The sequence below is a fragment of the Streptomyces sp. SLBN-8D4 genome (assembly GCF_049739545.1).
Lineage (GTDB): Bacteria > Actinomycetota > Actinomycetes > Streptomycetales > Streptomycetaceae > Streptomyces > Streptomyces canus_C.
The window spans coordinates 2,547,742-2,564,881 of the sequence record NZ_JBMGQC010000001.1 but is presented as its reverse complement, the minus strand read 5'-3'; the positions used below and the strand labels follow the sequence as shown (position 1 = coordinate 2,564,881).

Here is a 17,140-nt window from a genome sequence, read left to right as displayed (position 1 = left end):
GTGCCCGTGGACGAAGCACCGACTCTGGCAGTGGACGGCCGCCGGCCGCCGACACCGGGGGCCGTGAAGGAACTCGCGGCGCTCTGCGACCGGGTGGAGGACGGCGGCCCCGGCGTTGCCGTGCTGCGGGTGAGCGGTGCGCCCGCCCCCGGCTGGACGAACGACCTCGACACGGCCCTTGTCACCAAGTGGGAGCGCACCCTGCGCCGATTCGAGCGCCTCCCCGCCGCGACCGTCGCCGTCGCCGTCGGCGACACCGGCGGCACCGCCCTCGACGCCTTCCTCGCCGCCGACCTGCGCCTGGCAGCACCCGGCACCCGGCTGGTGCTGCCCTTTGACGGTGAGGCCACCTGGCCCGGCATGGCCGCCTTCCGGCTGGTCCGCCTGCTCGGCGCGGGCGCCGCGCGCCGGGCCGTCCTCTTCGGCGACCCCATCGGCGCCGAGCAGGCCTTTGCCCTCGGCCTCGCCGACGAACTGGCGGACGACCCGGATGCCGCCCTGGCCGACCTGGTCCTCCGCTACGGCGACGGCGGCGGCAGCGAACTCGCCGTCCGCCGCCAGCTCCTCCTGGACGCGTCCACCACGCCGTTCGAGGACGCGCTCGGCTCCCATCTGGCCGCCTGCGACCGCGCCCTGCGCCGTGCCGTCGCCCGGGAGTCGGCGTGACCAACGCCCTGAGCGCCGGGGCGCCAGATCTGCCGGGCCTGCGGGCCGTCACGGAGGCCGCCGACGCGGCGGACCGCGTGCTCGCCGGGCTCCCGCGCCCGGCGAGCCGCGGCCCCGCCGCGCGGGAGGCGGCCGAGGCGGCGAAGGACGCCGCCCGGGCCGAGCGTTTCCGCTTCCTCGAGTCCCATGCCGAGGCCGTGTACGGCCATCTGACCGGGGGCGGCACCCGCGCCCTCCGCCTCGACGAGCTGGTCGAGGCGGCGGCCGCCGCCTACCCCGGCCTCGTCCCCGGCCCCGGGCGGATCGCCGAGGAGCGCACCCGGCCACAGGCCGACAAGGAGGGCCACGAGATCGACCAGGGCATCCTGCTGCGCGCGGTGCTCCGCTCGCCGGTCGCGGGCCCGCACTTGCTCGACGCGATGCTCCGCCCCACCGCCCGCGCGATGCGGCTGCTCCCCGAATTCAAGCGTACGGGCGTACTGGAGACGGAGTCCGTCCACGTGGAGCGCCGCGACGGCGTCGCCCGTCTGACGCTCTGCCGGGGCGACCGGCTCAACGCCGAGGACGAACAGCAGGTCGACGACATGGAGACCGCCGTCGATCTCGCCCTGCTCGACCCCGACATCCGGGTCGGCCTGATACGCGGCGGTGAGATGACCCACCCCCGCTACCGGGGCAGGCGCGTCTTCAGCGCCGGCATCAACCTCAAGAGCCTCAGCTCCGGCGACATCCCACTGGTCGGCTTCCTGCTCCGCCGCGAGCTCGGCTATCTCCGCAAGATCGGCAACGGCCTCTCCCTCGGCGACACCGCGACCTGGCACACCCAGCACGCCGGCAAGCCCTGGCTGGCCGCGGTCGACGGGTTCGCCATCGGCGGCGGGATGCAGGTATTGCTCGTCATCGACCATGTCGTCGCCGCCTCGGACGCGTACTTCAGCCTGCCCGCCGCCAAGGAGGGCATCGTTCCGGGAGCCGGCAACTACCGCCTCGCACGCTTCACCGGCCCCCGGCTGGCCCGCCAGATCATCCTGGGCGGCCGGCGCATCCGGGCGGCGGAGCCGGAGGCCCGGCTGCTGGTCGATGAGGTCGTCGAGCCCGAGGAGATGGACGCCGCGATCGAACGCGGCCTGGACGGTCTCGACGGCGAGGCCGTCCTCGCCAACCGCCGGATGCTCAACCTCGCCGAAGAGCCGGAGGCCGGATTCCGCACCTACATGGCCGAGTTCGCCCTCCAGCAGGCCTTGCGGATCTACGGCCAGGACGTCATCGGCAAGGTCGGCCGGTTCGCGGCGGGGAGTGCGTGAGCCGCCGACAGCGCCGGACCTACCGCTCAACCGGCACCCGGGTCACCTCAGTACGTCGCGGCCCGGCCGGTTCCGGTGATCCGCCCGGCGGCGCCACGAACCGACCCGCGCCAAGGCCCGTCATGGTCGTTCGCGACCTCGACGAATAGCCCGGCAACCCAGAAAAGGCGGTCAGCACAGAAGAGTTGGTATCCACCACGAGATCGTGATGCCGCTCGCGACGTCACCTGCCCGGAAATGCCCGCAAGTTGCCATTTGCGGTCGTCGGTGGGCAGCTCATTCCATCTTGTGGCTCCGGCGGGGCTGCAGGGGCGGCGAATGGAACCCGCCCGCCACTTCCCCAGAGGCAACCCTATTCGCGACGCCCGAGCCCTGTCCTATGTCAGGAGACGGCCACCAAGCGGTTGGCTAGCGTACGCCACATGCCCCGAGCCACATCAGCCGCCCCGCCGCCTGCCCCTCGGAAACCGTTCGCACGCCTGCTCCGCCGAGTGGCCCCGCCGTCTTCGGCGGTGGGGCGGGTCAGCGCTCAGGCTCTGCTCTACGGAATAGGAACCGGCAGCTTCTTCACCACAAACGCAGTCTTTTTCACCAAGGTTGTCGGCCTCTCCGCCGCCGCTGTCGGGTTGGGCCTGACCATTGCCGGGATCGTCACCTTCGTCGCCGCCGTGCCGCTGGGCCGTGTCGCCGACCGGGTCGGTCCCAAAACCGCGTGGGCCGTGGCGTCCCTCGCGGAGGCGGTCTGCTTCCTGGCCTATCCGGCGGTTCGCGGATTTGCCGCCTTTCTGGTGGTCGTCATGGCCCTCAGACTCATCAACGCCGCCGGAGGCGCAGGTTATGGCGCGTATCTGCTCAACCTCTACCCCGGAAAGGAACGGACCGCGGGGCTCGCCTACAACCGGAGTGCATTGAACGCCGGGTTCACCATAGGCGCGGGGCTGGGGGGCCTGGCCCTTGCCACCGGCAGCGACACCGCCATCCGCGTGCTCCCCTTCTTCGTCGGTGTGGTGCTGCTCGTCAACTCGGTGGTGATCTTCAGGCTGCCCAAGGCGGCCGGCCCCGTCCCGGCTCCCGCACAGCCGGAAGGGCGCGAGCGGCGGAAGTGGGGCGGCGCGCTCGGCAACCGGCCGTTTCTCGCCGTCTCCGTCCTGAGCGGTGTGCTGTCCACGAATCAGGTGATCCTCTCCGTGGTCATCCCGCTCTGGCTGGTGGAGGACACCAACGCCCCTCGTGTGCTTCTGGCGGGGCTGCTCGCGACCAACGCCGTCATGGTGGTGACCCTGCAGACCATGGCTGCCCACGGCACCGACACGCTGTCGGGCGCGGTCCGGGCGCAGTACCGGAGCGCCGCCTGCTTCGCGGCCTCCTGTGTGATCGTCGTGTTCACCGACGGCAGCGTCGAGTGGCTGACCATCACCCTGGTCTGGTTGGCCCACATCCTGCTGACCGGTGCCGAGCTCTTCCAGGCAGCGGCGGGCTGGGGATTCACCGCGCTCTTGTCCGACCCCCTCCGACGCGGCGAGTACCAGGGCGTCACCCAGGTCGGCCAGACCCTCGGCACCGTATGGGCGCCGGCCGCCTACACCTACCTCGCCATGGAGTGGCAGACCGCGGGCTGGCTGACCATCGCCGCCATCGTGCTCCTCGCGGCCGTCGTCACCCCGCCCGCCGCCCGCGCCGCCGAGCGTTCCCTCGCCAAGGCGGTCGCCGGTACCGCATCCGGCAGCGTGCACCCTGTTGACGAGCTTGCCTGACCGAATGCAGGGCCCGGCGCCCTGCTCGCACGTGTGCGACAAAGTTTTCGGCAATGCAGGTTCGGCAGGGCTGTAACTCCCGACGCGTCGTCCCACGGTTTCCGGAGTTTCTGATCTCGGCATCCATTTTTTACTGATGCCGTCCCAGGTTTCTTGGAGTTGCTTCAATCCTGGTACCTATCAGGACCTCGAGACCTGAGGTTCGTGCAGACTAATTCCGTGTTCTTGCACCATCGTTCTTCATGCCCGGCGAAAGGCAACAGTGCCCCTCTGTACAGCTCTGCGGGCGTTGCCGACAGTGGAAACACCTCCATCGCGGCCGGACGGGCTCGTAGGCGCAGCACAGTTGCCATATCGAAGAGAGGGCACGATGAGTACGCAGACCGGCAAGGCCGAAGTCGTGGTGTCGCCGAGCGAGTTCTTTCAGATCGAGGCAACGGAGCGAATCAGGTCCTCCGTTGAACTCGAGCTCTCGGACCACTCGTACCTTCCGAAGTCGGATTTCCTGCGCGCCGACTGGGTCGCGAGCGTTGCCGTGCCTGCGTTCAAGACACTTGCTCAGCGGGGCTTCCTTGCTCCGCGTTTTTGCACGATCGGCACGGGCGTAGGCCTGGACGCCCTGGCGGCCGTGGAGATTTTGCAGGCACGTACCGTCGGCTTCACCGATATCCACGACGACGTCGTCGAATGCGCCCGGAAAAACATTCAGAGCAACCTCCTGGCAGAAGACGTCGAACTGTTCGGAGGCGCCGGCGATCTCCTCACCCCGCTGGTCGGCAAGTTGTCCCAGGTCGATGTGATCTACGAGAACCTGCCCAACATCCCGATGGCCCAGAGCGACGACCTCGCTCACGGCCAGACGAGTTCGACGTTCATCGCGGAGCGCAGCGAAGAGATTCCCGGATTCGCCGAGAAGAACCTCGTCACACTGCACTACCTGGCTCTGCAGCAGGCGTACCCGGTCCTGCGGGTCGGTGGCCGCGTGCTGTCGTCGATCGGTTCACGCATTCCGATATCGGAGATTCTGGCTCTTTCCGGAGCCGCCGGCTACGACGGCCGCGTGCTGACCTACACATGGAAGGTCCAGTCCGAGCCGGACGAGGTGGTGGGCGGATTCGCCCGGTGGGAACGAAAAGGTCTCGGTCCATTCCACTTCTACCCGGTGCGCGTGCTGCAGGAGGCGTTCGAAGGCTTGTCACCGGCGGCTGCTGGTGCACAGGCGCTGCAGATGGAGAACGATCTGTCGCCGCACGAGATCTCAGCGGTGGATGCCATGGCCCTGGTGGAGAAGGGCGAACAGGTCGGGCATACGGTGGCGATTCTCGATTCCGTCAAGGTTGCCGCCTCCGCGCTCTGACGGGCAGGGGCGGGTGAACGCCGAAGGGCGCGACCGTTCACGATCACGTCGATTCCAACGGTGTCCCCGAGACCGGCTCCCGTCACCGCCGGCAGCGTCCGGGACCACCTGCCGGCCTGCGCCCGCCGCCGTGCGGGTCCGCGAGGTGTGCGGCGTGATCCGCCGGGCCCACGTCACGTCCTGCTCGGTCTCGCTGCGCAGCGTGCCGCCCCGGGCCTCCATGTCGATGATCGGCTGCCAGGTTCCGGTCGCCTGCCGCGCAAAGAAGCTGCTCACCCGGTGTGTGATACCGCGGTTGCCGCACTGGGTGAGCGATTCAGAACGCATCGAAGTCACGCTGGTCCTGCGCCGTCGCACCGAGATCCCGGACGAGTTGGTCGAGGGACCCGAGACGATCACGCGTGAGGAACTGGCGGCCCGTTACGGCGCCGACCCGGCCGACATCGACATGGTGAAGCGGTCAGCGGAGCAGCACGGGCTGACGGTGACGCAAACGGATCCGGCTTTCCGGCGGGTCAAGATCTCGGGAACGCTCGGTCAGCTGAGGTCCGTGGTGCAGGCCGACTCACTGACCATGGTCACGACCCCCGACCCGGCGGACGAGGCACGCACGGTGGAGCACCGGCAGCGGACCGGCGAGCTGCGCATCCTGCCCGAGTGGGACGGCGTGGTGATCGGCGTGACGGGCTTGGACAACCGACCGCAGGCCCGCCCGCACATCCAGCGCATGAAGGCCCATGCCGCCCAGACGTCGTACTCGCCCGTTGACCTCGGCAGGATCTACCGCTTCCCCCAGGGTACGGACGGCAGTGGTCACACGATCGGCGTCGTCCAACTCGGCGGCGGGATCCCGGAGGGCGACCTGGACGCCTGCTTCGCCACGCTGGGCATCCCCATGCCGCGCGTGGACGTCGTCGAGGTGGGCAACGGCAGTGACAGCCCGGGTGACCCGGCCGACGGGGAAGTGATGCTCGACAGCCAGGTGATCGGCGCGCTGGCGCCCGGTGCATGCCAAGTCGTGTACTTCGCGGGAGGACAGTGCCGCTCTCCTGGGTCGTGCGGAGTCTGCCCGCCTTGGCCAACGCTCAGTCGAACAGGGGTACCAGCGCGGTATCGCCCGCGAGGATCCGCCAGGCGGGCACCCGCACCGTCCGGCTCACGGGGCAGGGTTTGGCCCCGTGCCCTCCGGAGGGCAGGCCGGTGAGCAGGTCGCCTCGCGCGTGGGTCAGCCGAAGGTGCCGCGCGGGGTCTTCGCCGGGCCGCGGGCCGGGGTCGATCAGCACCGCCGTGTTCTCGCCGGCGTCGGTGAACAGCAGGTCCACCGGGTGGCCGCCCACCAGAACGGCCCGCTCCAGATCGGTGATGCCCCGTCCGGCCAGGTACCGCTGCAGGCGGTCGGCGAGGTCCGCGCGGGCCTCGGTCACCGGGCCGGGCGCGTCGGCCTCGGCCGTCATGCCGTCGTCGCCCGCGCCCAGCGGCGCCGAACGCGCGGCGAGCAGGGAGGGCAGGCCGCTCTGGTCCTGCCAGAAGGCACGGCCGCCCACCGTGCGGCAGGCCGCTCTGGTCCTGCCAGAAGGCACGGCCGCCCACCGTGATCAGCTGCGACTTGGCCCGGGTGACCGCCACGTTCCACAGATTGACCTGGCTCGCGACCCAGTGCGTCGTCCGGGGCGGTGTGTTCTGCGCCGCCACCGGGCTGAGCACCATCACGTCCCGTTGTCCGCCCTGGAAGGTGTGGACGGTGCCGACCCGGACACGGTCGTCGTCCCGCCACATCGGGGCCAGTGTCTCCTTCTGCGCCCGGAACGGTGTGACCACTCCCACCGTCGCGTCCGGCGCAAGCCCCGCCAGCAGTCCGTCGACCACGCGCCGGACGGCCCTCGCCTCCTCCGCGTTCCGCCAGGACTGCCCGTCGCCGCCGCGCGCCGACTCGCCGGACGGTACGTCGACCCAGCCGAGCACCGGTGCGGGGTCGGCCACTCCCACCGGGTCGTGTGCCGGCACCTGCCGCCGTACGTCGGTCAGCACCCGCAACCGGCCGCCGTAGCAGTGGCCGTTGACGACGTCCGCGACGCGAGGGTGGCAGCGGTAGTGCTCGTCGAGGAGCAGCGCGCTGTCGCCGTGCTGTTCGGCCGCGTGGTAGGAGGAGTGCACGTGATAGGTGAGGCGATGGTGCTCCAACTGCGCGGCGCTCAGCCCGGCCCGTACCCGTGCCTGACGCTCCTGCTGCGGCGACACACCGGGGATGTGCCCGAGTTGCATGGGGTCACCGATGATCAGCGCCCGGCGGGCCCGGAACAGCAGCGGCAGCACCGACGGGATGGAGCACTGGCTGGCCTCGTCGATGACCACGAGGTCGAACAGCTTCGGGGCGAGTTCCAGTTGTCGCACCGAATGGGTGCTGACGGCCCATCCCTTGATGTGCGTCATCAGGTTCTTCTGGCTGCGCTGGTAGCCGGAGCGGCGGCGGAGCGCCTGGAGTCGCTGGTTCATGAGCCCGGTGGCCCGGTTCAGCGCCTCGGCGGACAGCGCGCGGGACAGTTCCGCCGACAGCGCGGACAGCGCTTCCGCCGTCGCGAGCCGGGCCTGCCCGAGCCCTTCCTCGTCCCATTCCCCGTGCCGTTGGACGAGTTCCCGTAGCTCCCGCTCCACGGACACGATCCCGGCCAGGGACTCCAGCAGTTCGGGAGGCACGGGGCGTCCCGTCGCCCACTGCGGCCATGGCGGTCCGGCACCGTCCGTACGCTCCGCTCCCGCCGCGACCAGAGCGGCGAGCGCCCGCCCGCGCCGCCATGCCCCGAACTGCCACCAGCGGAGCCCGGCGGTCTTCCGCGCACGCTCCGCCCATCCGCCCAGCGATGCCACGCCGTCGACGTCCGCCGCCCAGGCCCCTTCGAGCAGGGGCAGAGGCAGCTCCAGGGCCGCGGCCCGCTCCTCCCGGTCGTGGAGCAGTTCCAGCAGCTGTCCTTCCTCGCCGACGCGATGTGCTGCCTGCGCCCGCAACTGGTCGGCCGTTCCCCGGGTGGTGCGCAGTTCCCCGCCCACGGTGGCCGATCCGCGTGGCGACGCCCCGGCCGGTTCGGCGAGGAGCCGTTCCAGTTTGGCGGCCTCTCGCTCCAACGCCTCCACGTTTCCCGTCCGCATCAGCAGCCCGGGCGCGATGTCGTCGCAGCGCTGGGCGACGACGTTCACGGCCTCATTGTTCGTGGAGGCGACCAGCACCGACTGCCCCGCGGCGACGCAGGTGGTGACGACCGCCGTGACAACTTCGCTCTTCCCCGTGCCGGGCGGCCCGGTCGCGACTGTCAGCGGCCGGGTCATCGCCGACGAGATCACCAGCTCCTGGCTCTCGTTGCACGGTCCCGGAGCGACTGGCGTCACCTGGCTCGCCGCGACGGCGATCGGGGCCGGGACCTGCCGGGCCCCGCCGTTCAGGAGTGCGTCCAGGGCGGTGCCCGGGATCTGAGCGGTCCGCGTCGAGATCTGGAGCAGGTTCTCCACCAGCGCCTGGGTGGCCATGGCCTCCGCGCCCGAAGGCACCAGCAGCACGGCCGCGTTGTGCGCCCCGGGCCGCAGCGCCTGCATCACCGTGCGCTCGCTCAGCGCGGAGGGCTCCAGCGGTTCGAGTTCCGGCAGCCCCAGCTCGTCCAGCAACTCCCTGATGGCGCGCAGCATCTGGGCGTCGTTGCCCTCCTGCCAGGCCGGTTGCCAGCGCGCGACCAGGTCCGCCGCGTCGCCGGCGTCCAGGAGTTCCGAGACGACGCCGCTGTGCAGGGACGGCACCCCGCTGGGCCGGAGCACGTCCCGGCCCTCCTCGTCCGGTGCCAGCTCCATCTGCTGGATGAGCAGCGGCGCCAGCCCCACCGCCGCGCGGCGCCCCCGGCCGCCGTCCCGCGCCGGCAGCGTGATCGCCGGATAGCCGTACCAGTACTCCTGGCGCGAGCCCACCTCGGTGTCCGAGCCGCTCCGCCCCTCCTGCGGTCGGGGCAACGCTCCGGGCGCGACGATGTGTGGTCCACGCCCCGACTGGATGGTCTCCTCGCCCTGGGCCAGCAGGAAGTACTTCTTGCCCCGGCCGCCGTCCCGGTCCGGGCGCATCCCGGCCGCGGCCTGCGCCGTGAGGCAGTCGGCGTAGTACCGCAGCAGCTGCTGCGCGTCGACGCCGTCCCGCTCGTCCGCCTCGGCGAGCTCCCGGGCCTTCAGCAGCGCGGGGGAGTGCCGGGCGGTTCCGGAGACGGTGTGGGGGAGCGCGGGGAGCCGCACCGGTCGCGCCACCGACCGGGCGAAGGGGAGGCTGCGGGTTGCCCTGATCGTGGATTTGGTGGGCCGCTGCTCCTCCGGTACGCCGTCGCGGGTCATCTGGGCGGTGAGGTAGGCGAAGAGGTCGTCCGGGGTGATCCAGCCACCCTCCTTGATCCGGCCGTTGCGCAGCCCCTCGACGATCTCTCCGGTGAACCGGGAGGTGCCGAGGCCCGACCCGGGCGGCGCCATCGCGGAGGCCGCCTGGAGGGCGTCGGACGCGGTGATGAAGTACACGCCGGTGGGTTGCAGCAGGGTGCTCGGCGCGGGCCGGTCCGGGTCCCCCGACGGGCCCTTGGCGGTCCAGCCCTGGACGACGGACCCGCTGGAGCAGCAGTCCAGCAGGACCAGTTTGGAGGCGGCCCGGCAGGACTGGAGCATCCGCTCCAGGAACTCCGCCGGTACGGCGGTGCCCGGCAGGTCGGCCGGGTCGGTGTCCCGGGTCAGGAAGTACAACTGGCCGTCCTGCTCGCAGTACTCGCCGTGCCCGCTGAAGTAGAGCAGCGCGGTCTCACTGGGCTGCCGTGTCTCCAGGAATGTCTCGACGGCGTGCAGCATCTCCGCCCGCGTCGGCTCCGCGGCCAGCGCGCAGTCGTTGTACATGCCGATCTCGGTGTTCTCCAGCACCGCCCGCATGTAGTGCAGATCGGCGCGTACGGCCGGGAGGTCGGCGTATGTCTCGCTGTCGTACGTGGAGACGCCGACAAGTAACGCGTGCCGGTCGTTGTCGGTCATCGCCGCTCAGCCCGCCGTCGTCGCCGTCGTGCCGTCGCCGTCGTCCGCGAGGAACCGCTCGACCAGTGTGTCGTCCTCGCGGGCCTCCTTGCCGGTGATGTGCAGGGTTGCCCCGTCGGGCCGCTTGACCACGATGGTGCGCTGAGGGACCCGCGCCAGCCATGTCTGCACGAGCGAGACGACGAACGAAGCGGCGCTCAGCATCAGCCCGACGGCCTCGGCGGAGGGGCCGCCCTTGTCGCCGGCCCCCGGCACGCTGCCGGGTTCGGGAAGGTCGAGCCTGGCCGTGGGGTCCACCTCGCCGAACGCGGCGAGCAGTTCGCGCGCGTCCTTGCGGGCGCGCAGCGGATCGTCGTCGACGACGGAGATCAGGTATCCGGTGTGGCTGTCGGGCATGGCGGTCTCGTGCTCCCCCTGAATTCACCGGCTCCCTGCCGGGCGAACGAGACTAGGGTCTGTGTGGCGTTGTGATCAGCCAGTTGCCTTCAGCAGGTCGTTGATCCAGATCATTGAGGCGCGGAGGTGGAGGCCGGCGAGGTAACTCTCGGGCGACTTGTCGTATCGAGTGGCGATGCCCCGCCAGGCCTTCAGCTTGTTGATGAGCCGCTCGACCGTGTTCCGCTCCTTGTAAAGATCACTGTCGTGGCACGTGGGGCGGCCGCCCCGGTGGCCCTTCTTCTTCCGGTTGGCGGCCTGGTCCTTCTTCTCCGGAATGACTGCTTTGATGCCGCGTTTGCGCAGGTAAGAGCGGTTGGCGCGGGACGAGTAGGCCTTGTCCGCGGCGACAGCGCCGGGCCGGGTTCGAGGCCGGCCCACAGGCAGACGGACCCGAATCTTCTGCAACACGGGGACGAACTGCGGGCTGTCGCCGGCCTGTCCTGCGGTCAGCACGAGGGACAGCGGACGGCACCTGCGGTCCGCGGCGAGATGAATCTTGCTCGTCAGTCCGCCACGGGATCTGCCGAGCAGGGCCTGGTTCAGCCGGAACTTGCGCCGCCGCCGGATACGCCGTCGCTCTTCCTGCTCGGGGTCGTCCCCGCCGTCCTGCCCGTTCTGTCCCGGCGGGCCGCCCCTTTTTGCCGGGCCCGCTCCTGTTCGGCGGCGGCTTCCTCAAGGGCGTCCATGACGTCCTTGCCGAGGTGCATCCCGGCGGCGTCCTGGTGGGCGCGGGCCGTAGTGGAGTCCACGCTGACCAGGGATAAGTCCGTCTGTCCCCGGCGAGCGGCCTCGGCGATCATGCCCTCCAGAAGAGCGGAGAAGACCCCGGCGTCCCGCCAGACGCGAAAGCGCCCGTAGACCGTCGGCCACGGTCCGAACTCGGAGGGCATCTCGCGCCACTGGGCGCTGGAGCGGAACCGCCAGATCACCCCCTCGAACTGCTCCCGCAGCCGCTCGGGGTACGGGCCGTACTCGCCTATCGGCAGGTACGGCTCGATGAACTCCCACTGCTCGTTGGTGAGTTGCGTACGTGTCACATCCAGCGTCCTACCAGGCCCCACCCCCGCACGGGACCAGAACCCGAGAATGATCACGACCTCACACAGGCCCTAGTGCCCGGCACTGACACCGGACGCCCAAGTGGGTCTGCTGTCCCGGTCGTTGGCGTGAAAACGGCCGACGATGGCCGGGGTGCGTGTGCATCGCGTCAGACGCGGTCCGCCTGCACGGTCCTGCCCCGGCTGACGGTGGCTCAGGTGGGCTTCGCTGCCGCCTGGCGTGGGGATGGGCAACGTTGCGTCAGCGCATGTCTGCCGCGTCGAGCAGGGTGGTCACCGTGGGGGTGATGAGGCCGGTGAGGGTGTCGGCCTGGATTCCCGCGCGGGCGGCGGCGCCGTCGAAGAACAGGCTGAGCTGTCGGGCCAGCAGGTCGGGGTCGTTCGCGCCGCCCTGTTCGGCCTCGGTGCGGAAGAAGGCCGTCAGGTTCTCCTTGATCCGGTGCGCCACCTGACTCGCGGGGTGGTTCTGGTCCTTGAGCTCGATCTGCACGGCCAGGTAGGGGCAGCCTCGGAACTCGGGTGCGCCCGACTGCAGTTCCACCTGCGCGAAGACGTGCAGGATCCGTTCGCGGGGTGGACGGCCGTCGTCCGCCGGGGGCAGCAGTGTCGCCACGTAGGCGGAGGCGCGCTCCCTGAGGCTTGCCGCCAGCAGTTCGTCCTTGCTCTCGAACAGCTGGTACATGGAGCGCTTCGACACCCCCGCCGCCTTGCACAGCGCCTCGACGCCGATGTTGACACCGTCGCGGTAGGTGAGCGTGGCCGCTGCCTCCAGCAGCCGCTCTCGAGGGCTTGGCTTCACTGCGGTGGTCATGCTGCGAGGTTAACGTGGATCGGGCCCGATGGAAACCGATCGGTTTCTGGAGTGTGTCAGCGCATGCCCGCCGCGTCGAGCAGGGTGGTCACCGTGGGGGTGATGAGCCCTGCCGGTGTGTCGGCCTTGATTCCCGCGCGGGCGGCGGCGCCGTCGAAGACCAGGATCAGCTGCCGGGCCAGCAGCTCGGGGTCGCTCGCGCCACCCTGTTCGGCCTCGGTGCGGAAGAAGGCCGTCAGGTTCTCCTTGACCCGGTGGGCCACCCGGCTCGCGGGGTGACTCCGGTCCTTGAGCTCGATCTGCACGACCAGGAACCGGCAGCCCTGGAAGTCGGGCGCGACCGCCTCCGACACCAGCTGGTCGAAGACGTGCAGGATCCGTTCGCGGGGTGGACGGCCGTCGTCCGCCGGGGGCAGCAGTGTCGCCACGTAGGCGGAGGCACGGTCCTCCAGGCTCGCGGCCAGCAGTTCGTCCTTGCTCTCGAACAGCTGGTACATGGAGCGCTTCGACACTCCCGCCGCCTTGCACAGCGCGTCGACGCCGATGCCGACTCCGTCGCGGTAGGTGAGCGTGGCCGCTGCCTCCAGCAGCCGCTCTCGGGAGCTTCGTTTCGCCTCGGTCGTCATATTGCGAGGTTAACTCGTCTCCGGCCAATTGAAAACCGATCGGTTTACCGTGCTCCCCGGTCGTGAGCGCCCGCTTGCCGCGGCGATCCTCGGGCTCAGTGAGCGATCACGGGCTCGCCCTTCGACGGTGCCAGAGGCGCGTTCGGTATCAGGAGGGCCGTGAGTACCGCACCGACCACGAAGAACCCCGCGCCCCACGCCAGGGTGGCCGTGTAGCTCTCGACCCCCGCCTGCGCCACGGTGAGCGCGCCGGGCTTGTGCGAGGACAGGTAGTCGGTCGCGGCCGACGAGGCGACGGTGGTCAGCAGTGCCGTGCTGATCGAGCCACCCACCTGCTGACCTGTGTTGATCAGTGCCGAGGCGACACCGGTGTCCTCGTGGTGCACGCCTGCGGTCGCGCCCTGGAACGCGGTCGTCATCACGCCACCCAGGCCAAGGCCCAGCAGGATCAGACCGGGCATGATGTGGGCGACGTAGGTGCTGTCCAGTGCGAGTCGGGTCAGCAAGGCCATGCCTGTTGCGGCGACCAGGAAGCTGACGCTGATCACGATCTTCGGGCCGACCCTGGGCAGCAGCAGCGAAGGTGCCGTGGTCGAGGCGGCAACGATTCCCGCGACCATCGGCAGGAAGGCCAGGCCGGTCTTGATCGGCGAGTAACCGATGCTGGCTTCCAGGTAGTACGTCAGGAACAGGAAGATCGAGAACATCCCCATGCCGATGACGAACACCACCAGGAACGAACCGCCGCGGGTCCGGTCCAGTACGAGTCGCAGCGGCAGCAGCGGATGCGCGACCCTGGCCTCCAGTCGTACGAACACCGCGAGCAGCACCACGCCGGCGATCAGCGAGCCGAGGGTGACCGGGTCGGTCCAGCTGGTCGATTCGACGTGCGCGAACCCGTAGACGATGGCGAACAGGGCCGCGCTCGCCAGGATCGTCCCGGGGATGTCGAGTTTGGGTCGTTCGGCGACCGCGGGCTTCGCCAGGAGCAGCACCGCACCGACCAGTGCGACGGCCGCGAAGACGACGTTCACGTACATCACCCAGCGCCACGACGCCCATTCGGTGAGCATGCCGCCGAGCAGGAGCCCGACCGCGCCGCCCGCACCGGCCAGTGCGCTGAAGATGCCGAACGCCTTCGGCCGCTCGGCCGGATCGGTGAAGGTCACGCTGAGCAGTGAGAGTGCCGCGGGTGCGAGCAGTGCGGCGAAGAGTCCTTGGGCCACGCGTGCCGTGACGAGGATGTCGAAGCTGTTGGCGGCGCCACCGAGGACGGATGCGCCCGCGAAGCCGATCAGGCCGGTCACGAAGGTGGTGCGTCGGCCGAACAGGTCGCCGAGTCGGCCGCCGAGCAGCAGCAGGCTGCCGAATGCCAGGGCGTAGCCCGTGATGACCCACTGCCTGCTGCCGTCGCTGAATCCGAGGTCATGTTGTGCCGCGGGCAGCGCGATGTTCACGACGGTCGCGTCGAGCGTGACCATGAGCTGCGCCGTGCCCAGCACGACGAGCACCCACCAGCGCATGGCGTGGGAGCCGCGGCGGCCCGAGTCTGATGTGCCGGAGGCGGGCGCCCCGTGATCGAAGGTGGTACTCACTTTTCCCCTTGGTTGCTGGGCATGGGCCGGCCACTGGTTGGAAACCGATCTGTTTCCCCTCAGGAAAACAGATCGGTTTCCGTGGCGCAAGCGGGCGGGGTGTCGCTGGCCAGGGGTGCAGGGGTGATGCGGTCATGTGGCGGCGGAGGGGACCTTGCGCGCGGAAACTGATCGGTTTACTCTGCTGGAAACCGGTCGGTTTCTCGTTGTGGAGGCACTCGACCCCGGGTGTCAGCAGCTCGCACACAAGGAGTCACCGATATGCCCAGCCCCGACGCACGTCCCACGATCCACATTCCCGGGACCACGAGCCACACCCTCGCCCCGCGCACAGGACGCCCGTCTCGCGAGGGGACCCTGCGCTACCTCAGAGCGGGCACCGGCGCCCCCCTGGTCCTGCTGCACACCGTGCGCACGCAGGCCGAGCACTTCCGCTCGCTCATCCCGTTGATCTCCGACCGGTACACCGTGTACGCCCTCGATCTGCCGGGGATGGGCTGGTCCGAGATCGTGCCCGGTGCGTCGTACGACGAGCCGGCGATGCGTGCCGGTGTCGAACGGCTACTCACCGAACTCGACCTCCACGACGTGACGTTGGTCGGGGAGTCCATGGGCGCGGTGCTCGCCCTGACCACCGCGGCCGATCTGCCGGAGCGGGTCCGGCGGGTCGTCGCGGTCAACACGTACGACTTCCGCGGCGGAATCGCCCGGTCCGGCCTCCTCGCCCGCGTGCTGGTCGGTGGCATCCTCGTACCGGGCGTGGGCCCGGTGATCGCCGGGGTGGAGCCCAAGGCCGTCTTCCAGAAGATCCTCCAAGGCGGCCTCGGCGACAACAGCGCACTGCGGGAGGACTACGTGGACGAACTCCTCCAGGTGGGCCGCCGCCCCGGCTACCCGACCGTCGCACGAGGCGTGTACCAGGCCCTGCCCAGCCTCATCGCGGCCCGCTCCCGCTACCCCGAGGTCAAGGCCCCCGTCCACCTCGTCTACGGCGAGAACGACTGGTCCCGTCCTTCGGACCGCCTGGCCAACAAGGAGTTGCTGCCCGCGGCCGACTTCACCCAGGTCCCGGGAGCGGGCCACTTCATCGCGCTGGAACGCCCCGACGTGCCGGCCGACTTGTTGAACGCGGTGGCGTAGTCCCCGGGCTCCCGACCTTCTCGTTTTCCCATTCGGCTTCCCCATGGCATCTTTGCGACGACCCACCACATGGAGTGCGGCCCTTCTGGAGCCCTCGACCAAGTGACCCCCGGAGGCCCGCCGTATGAGGATCTCGCAACGCGCCCAGTCCGTCGCGCCGTTCTACGCCATGGAGTTCGGCAAGCATGCCGCGGCGCTGGAGGCCGAGGGGCAGCACGTCGTCAAGCTCAGTCTGGGGGAGCCGGACTTCGGGGCGCCGCCGGCCGTGCTGGACGCGCTGCGGGGTGCGGTGGGGAGCAGACCCCTGACTTACACGGGGGCGCTCGGGCTGCCCGAACTGCGGCTGGCCATAGCGCGGTTCTACGGTGAGCGGCACGGCGTCGACGTCGATCCGGGCCGGGTCGTCGTGACCGCCGGGGCGTCGGCCGCGCTGGTGCTGGGTGCCGCCGCGCTCGTCGATCCCGGGGACGAGGTGCTCATCGCCGACCCCTCGTACCCCTGCAACCGGCAGATCGCCGAGAGCTTCGGGGCGCGGGTCACGCTCGTGCCCACCACGGCCGGGTCGCGGTACCAGCTGGACGCCGCCTCCGTGCGGTCGTACTGGACGGACCGCACCCGCGGGATCATGGTCGCGAGCCCCTCCAACCCGACGGGCACCTCCGTCCCGGCCGACGAGCTGGCGGCCATCTGCGAGCTCGCCCGGGAGCGGGACGCCTGGCGGATCGTCGACGAGATCTACCTCGATCTCGGCGACCACGACGAGCACGGGCGGCCGCCGCGCAGTGTGCTGTCGTACGACGAGGACGCCGTGGTCATCAACAGTTTCTCGAAGTACTTCGGGATGACCGGCTGGCGGCTGGGCTGGTGCGTGGTGCCCGAGGCGCTCGTGCCCGCGCTGGAGCGGCTGGCGCAGAACTACATGATCTGTGCCTCCACGCCCGCCCAGTACGCCGCGCTCGCGTGTTTCACCCCCGAGTCGCTCGCCGTGTGCGAGGAGCGGCGGGCCGAGTTCGGGCGGCGGCGGGCCCTGGTCCTCGACGGTCTCGCGCAGATGGGGCTGCCGGTGCCCGTGCCGCCCGACGGGGCGTTCTACGTCTACTTCGACGTCAGCGGCACCGGGCTCACCTCGTGGGAGTTCTGCGGACGGGCGCTGCGGGAGGCGCGGGTCGCGCTCACGCCGGGGCGGGACTTCGGGGTGGCCACCGCAGACACGCATGTGCGGCTGTCCTACGCCGCGTCGGCCGACGAGCTGCGCGAGGGAATCGCGCGGCTGGGGAAGTTCGTGGCCTCGCTCGTCTAGAGCCTGCTGCGAAGCCTGGGCATGACACAGGGGCCGGTCCGCACGGACCGGCCCCTG

At 70.3% G+C, this 17,140-nt stretch carries 11 protein-coding genes and 1 pseudogene; 6 read left to right on the top strand and 6 right to left on the bottom strand.

Annotated elements, in window-relative coordinates; translation table 11 throughout:
- The first annotated feature begins 6 nt into the window (after positions 1-6).
- The 4 genes from dpgB to RKD20_RS11240 all read left to right on the top strand — a co-directional run bounded on the left by dpgB (position 7) and on the right by RKD20_RS11240 (position 5,081).
- Positions 7-666, top strand: a complete 660-nt coding sequence (gene dpgB / locus RKD20_RS11255) for an enoyl-CoA-hydratase DpgB (protein WP_424877614.1) — start codon at positions 7-9, stop codon at positions 664-666.
- The gene (gene dpgC, locus RKD20_RS11250) at positions 663-1,970 is read left to right on the top strand and encodes a (3,5-dihydroxyphenyl)acetyl-CoA 1,2-dioxygenase DpgC (protein ID WP_424877613.1); all 1,308 of its coding nucleotides are present in this window, start codon (positions 663-665) and stop codon (positions 1,968-1,970) included. Before dpgB ends, dpgC begins: the two co-directional genes overlap by 4 nt.
- A 422-nt stretch (positions 1,971-2,392) precedes the next feature.
- Positions 2,393-3,724, top strand: a complete 1,332-nt coding sequence (locus RKD20_RS11245; RefSeq protein WP_424877612.1) for an MFS transporter — start codon at positions 2,393-2,395, stop codon at positions 3,722-3,724.
- Between the two features lie 370 nt (positions 3,725-4,094).
- Positions 4,095-5,081 carry a class I SAM-dependent methyltransferase gene (locus RKD20_RS11240; protein WP_424877611.1) on the top strand — a complete coding sequence of 329 codons (987 nt, stop codon included), beginning with the start codon at positions 4,095-4,097 and terminating at the stop codon, positions 5,079-5,081.
- A gap of 813 nt (positions 5,082-5,894) precedes the next feature.
- Here the strand turns inward: RKD20_RS11240 and RKD20_RS11235 are convergent.
- From RKD20_RS11235 to RKD20_RS11210, 6 genes and pseudogenes are all read right to left on the bottom strand, one after another.
- Positions 5,895-10,115, bottom strand: a complete 4,221-nt coding sequence (locus RKD20_RS11235) for a caspase, EACC1-associated type (protein ID WP_424877610.1) — start codon at positions 10,113-10,115, stop codon at positions 5,895-5,897.
- A gap of 6 nt (positions 10,116-10,121) precedes the next feature.
- Positions 10,122-10,511: an effector-associated constant component EACC1 gene (locus tag RKD20_RS11230; protein WP_424877609.1), complete on the bottom strand. Its 390-nt coding sequence runs from the start codon at positions 10,509-10,511 to the stop codon at positions 10,122-10,124.
- Between the two features lie 75 nt (positions 10,512-10,586).
- A pseudogene (locus RKD20_RS11225) lies at positions 10,587-11,590 on the bottom strand (IS5 family transposase).
- A 262-nt stretch (positions 11,591-11,852) separates the two neighbouring features.
- Positions 11,853-12,422 carry a TetR/AcrR family transcriptional regulator gene (locus RKD20_RS11220; RefSeq protein WP_424877608.1) on the bottom strand — a complete coding sequence of 190 codons (570 nt, stop codon included), beginning with the start codon at positions 12,420-12,422 and terminating at the stop codon, positions 11,853-11,855.
- A gap of 56 nt (positions 12,423-12,478) precedes the next feature.
- A complete protein-coding gene (locus tag RKD20_RS11215; RefSeq protein WP_424877607.1) occupies positions 12,479-13,048 on the bottom strand; it encodes a TetR/AcrR family transcriptional regulator in 570 nt (189 codons plus the stop codon).
- Between the two features lie 95 nt (positions 13,049-13,143).
- Positions 13,144-14,643 (bottom strand): MFS transporter, encoded by a 1,500-nt coding sequence (locus tag RKD20_RS11210; RefSeq protein ID WP_424877606.1) that lies wholly within the window; start codon positions 14,641-14,643, stop codon positions 13,144-13,146.
- A 261-nt stretch (positions 14,644-14,904) separates the two neighbouring features.
- On the opposite strand from RKD20_RS11210, the gene RKD20_RS11205 reads away from it, so the two are divergent.
- Both RKD20_RS11205 and RKD20_RS11200 read left to right on the top strand, forming a co-directional pair.
- Positions 14,905-15,783 (top strand): alpha/beta fold hydrolase, encoded by an 879-nt coding sequence (locus tag RKD20_RS11205; protein ID WP_424877605.1) that lies wholly within the window; start codon positions 14,905-14,907, stop codon positions 15,781-15,783.
- 124 nt (positions 15,784-15,907) lie between these two features.
- Complete coding sequence (locus RKD20_RS11200; protein WP_424877604.1) at positions 15,908-17,083, top strand: pyridoxal phosphate-dependent aminotransferase; 1,176 nt, start codon at positions 15,908-15,910, stop codon at positions 17,081-17,083.
- The last annotated feature ends 57 nt before the right edge of the window (positions 17,084-17,140 follow it).